The following is a 3,118-nucleotide window of genomic DNA, read 5'->3' as shown; positions in this document are numbered from 1 at the left end:
AGCTGCTGCTGGCCGACGACGTCTCCAGCGCCCTGGACGCCTCGACCGAGATCGAGCTGTGGGCCGCCCTGCGTGAGCGGGGCACCACGGTGGTCGGCGCGACCTCCAAGCGCGCGGCCCTCGCCCGCGCCGACCGGGTGGTCGTGCTGGTCGACGGCGCCGTGGCCGACGTCGGCCCGTGGGCGGGCCTCGCCCCGCGCTGGAACCACCTCGCGGGCTGATCACCTCGCGGACCGTACGGCGCGCGGGCAGACTCGTTCCCGAACGGGCGATGAGTCAGCCCGCCCGCCGTCGTCGGACCGGGGGAGAGCCGCGGTGCGGCACCGACCGAGGAGATTCCCCCATGGCGAAGATCGTGTCCAGCCTGTTCATGGCGCTCGACGGCGTCGTCGAGCCGGACAAGGGCAACTGGCACTTCCCGTACTTCAACGACGAGCTCGGCGCCGCGGTCGACGAGACGCACAACACCGACGTCTTCCTGTTCGGGCGGGTCACCTACGACTCGTTCGCCGGTGCCTGGCCCGAGCGTGAGGCGGCGGGTGGCGAGGACGCCGGGTTCGCCAAGCGGATCGGCGACATCCGGAAGATCGTCGCGTCCCGCAGCCCGCTCGAGCTGACCTGGCGCAACTCCGAGCAGCTCCAGGGTGACCTGGTCGAGGCCGTCACCGCTCTGAAGGACGACCCGTCGATCCAGAAGATCGGCCTGTCCGGCTCGATCTCGGTGGTCCGCCAGCTCCTCGACGCCGGCCTGCTCGACGAGCTGCACCTGTTCGTGCACCCGGCCACCGCGGGCGGGGGCCTCAAGCTGTTCCAGGACGGCGACCCGTCCCGGCCCATGAAGCTCCTGTCGGCCACGCCCTTCCGCACGGGCCTGCTGCACCTGGTCTACACGCCGGACCCGAACCCGCCGACGGGCGGCTACGCGGAGGCCGTGGGGCAGCTTCCCGACGAGTGACCGCGCGGGGTCACCGTCAGCGCGGCGGCTCCGCCCGGTGCGGCAGCACGAAGACCAGCAGGAACGCCACCACGGCAAGGCTTGCGCTGGTCGCCATCGCCAGTGTCGCGCCGTGGGCGAAGACGTCGGCGACCACCTCCGGCGTCGGGCGGCCCGGCGGGAAGGTCAGGGCTCCGAAGAGCACCGAGCCGACCACGGCGATGCCGGCCGCCGAGCCGATCCGCTGCATGGTGCCGATCACGCCGGACGCCGCCCCGGCCTCGTCGCGGTCCACCGTCGCGACGATGAACTGGGCGTTCGGCGCGATGAACAGGCCGCTACCGATGCCGCCGATCAGCAGCGGTCCGGCGAGGTGCCAGTGGGTCAGGTCGCCGGTCGGCACCAGCCAGAGCACGAGCCACACCGAGACCAGGCTGACGGCGACCATGCCGGTGCCGATCACGAGCACGGTCCGGCCCAGGCGGTGAGACAGCCGCTCGCTCTGTGACGCGCCGGCGATCGAGCCGATGGCGAAGGGCACCGACACCAGGCCGGAGGCCAGCGCAGAGTGGCCCAGCCCGGACTGCCAGAAGATCGAGATGGTGAAGAAGATGCTGGTGAACGCGGCGAAGTAGACCAGCGCGAGGATCACGCCGCCCGTGAACGCGGGATGTGAGAACAGGTGCGGCGGCACCAGCGGGCTGCCGTTGCGGGCCGCGACCCGGCGCTCCCAGAACGCGAACGCGACGAGCAGCAGCAGGCCGCCCACCAGCGACGTGAAGGTCCACCACGGCCAGCCGGCGTCCTCGCCCTCGATGAGCGGCACCAGGATCGCGACCAGCGCCACCGAGACCAGCAGCAGCCCGACGACGTCGACGCCGCGCACGGCACCCCCGACCACGATCCGGGGCAGCAGGGCGATCGCGGCGGCCACGGCGATCACGCCGAACGGCAGGTTGACGAAGAAGATGGACCGCCAGCCCTCGTTCTCGCCGAACGCCTCGATGAGCAGGCCCCCGACGATCGGCCCGAGCGCCGTCGAGAAGCCGATGGCTGCGCCCATCACCGCGAACGCCTTGCCGCGGGTTCGGCCGGTGAACATGAGCTGGATCAGCGCCGTGACCGCCGGGAAGAAGATGCCGCCGCACAGGCCCTGGACCACACGCGCGACGATCAGCTCGGTGGCCCCGCCGGCCAGGCCGCACCAGAGGCTGGCGAGCGTGAACCCGGCCAGGCCCACGACGAACACCCACTTGTGGCCCACGCGGTCGCCCACCCGGCCGGCGGGGATCAGGGCCAGGCCGTAGGCCAGGGCATACCCGGAGATGATCCATGAGAGCGTGCCCTCCGAGGCGTCCAGCGAGAGCCGGATGGTCGGCAGCGCGACGTTGACGATGGTCGTGTCCAGCAGGGCCATCGAGACGCCGAGGATGAGCACGGCGAGGGCGATCCAGGAGCTGCGCGGCGGTGCGTCAGGGGTGTTGTCCGCGGCCGCGGGCACTGGGGAGGTGGTCACAGCACGAGCCTAGGGTGGCGTCATGGAACTGACCTTTCGTGAGGCGGCCCTGGCCGACCTCGAACGTGTCGTCGAGCTCATCGCCGACGACGCCGTCGCCGCCACCCGCACCGGCACCTACGGCGCGCCCCACGTCGCGGCCTTCGAGGCCATCGCGGCGAGCCCGGACAACGAGCTGGTCGTCGCCGAGTCCGGCGGCGAGGTGATCGGCGTCATGCAGCTGACGTTCATCCCCGGCATCTCCCGCAACGGTGCCTCCCGGCTCCTGGTCGAGGCCGTCCGGGTGGACAAGGCGTACCGCGGCCAGGGCATCGGCCGCCTCCTGATGGAGCACGCCCACGAGCGCGGCCGAGAGCGCGGCTGCGTGCTGGCCCAGCTCACCTCCGACAAGCAGCGGCCCGACGCGCACCGGTTCTACCGCAACCTCGGCTACGAGCAGTCGCACGAGGGGTTCAAGCTGCCGCTCTGATCCCACCCGCCCCCACTCTTGCTGCAACGTTCTGCAAGCGTTACAGTCGCGCTCGGATCACATTTCGGGGTGTTCCGGACGACGAAGGGGTCATCCATGTCACGCACCGCGCGCCCGCGCTCCGTACAGGTCGGCGCGGCCGCCCTCGCCGCCGCCCTGGTGGCGACGGCGGGCCTGGCCGCATCGCAGCCGGCTGCCG

Annotated in this window: 3 protein-coding genes and 1 pseudogene; 3 read left to right on the top strand and 1 reads right to left on the bottom strand. The window is 71.9% G+C overall.

Going from position 1 to position 3,118, the window contains the following annotated elements; genetic code table 11:
- Both PROKR_RS23815 and PROKR_RS23810 read left to right on the top strand, forming a co-directional pair.
- Window positions 1-221, top strand: a pseudogene (locus tag PROKR_RS23815) (ABC transporter ATP-binding protein); the annotation flags it as partial.
- A gap of 122 nt (window positions 222-343) precedes the next feature.
- Window positions 344-955, top strand: coding sequence for a dihydrofolate reductase family protein (locus PROKR_RS23810; protein ID WP_036968528.1), 612 nt, complete (start codon window positions 344-346; stop codon window positions 953-955).
- 16 nt (window positions 956-971) lie between these two features.
- Here PROKR_RS23810 and PROKR_RS23805 read toward each other — a convergent pair whose 3' ends face one another.
- Window positions 972-2,450 (bottom strand): MFS transporter, encoded by a 1,479-nt coding sequence (locus PROKR_RS23805; RefSeq protein WP_036968525.1) that lies wholly within the window; start codon window positions 2,448-2,450, stop codon window positions 972-974.
- Window positions 2,451-2,472: 22 nt separating this feature from the next.
- Here PROKR_RS23805 and PROKR_RS23800 point away from each other — a divergent pair, with 22 nt between their 5' ends.
- The gene (locus PROKR_RS23800; protein WP_036968522.1) at window positions 2,473-2,919 is read left to right on the top strand and encodes a GNAT family N-acetyltransferase; all 447 of its coding nucleotides are present in this window, start codon (window positions 2,473-2,475) and stop codon (window positions 2,917-2,919) included.
- The last annotated feature ends 199 nt before the right edge of the window (window positions 2,920-3,118 follow it).

This window comes from Promicromonospora kroppenstedtii DSM 19349 (genome assembly GCF_000515355.1).
In the GTDB taxonomy this organism is placed as follows: domain Bacteria; phylum Actinomycetota; class Actinomycetes; order Actinomycetales; family Cellulomonadaceae; genus Promicromonospora; species Promicromonospora kroppenstedtii.
The sequence above is the reverse complement of the archived record's forward strand: the minus strand, read 5'-3'. Positions and strand labels throughout refer to the sequence as shown.

Bases quoted from the DNA above. Each gene is read 5' to 3' on its own strand.
- PROKR_RS23810 (WP_036968528.1), top strand. From the start codon at position 344: ATGGCGAAGATCGTGTCCAGCCTGTTCATGGCGCTCGACGGCGTCGTC.
- PROKR_RS23800 (WP_036968522.1), top strand. From the start codon at position 2,473: ATGGAACTGACCTTTCGTGAGGCGGCCCTGGCCGACCTCGAACGTGTC.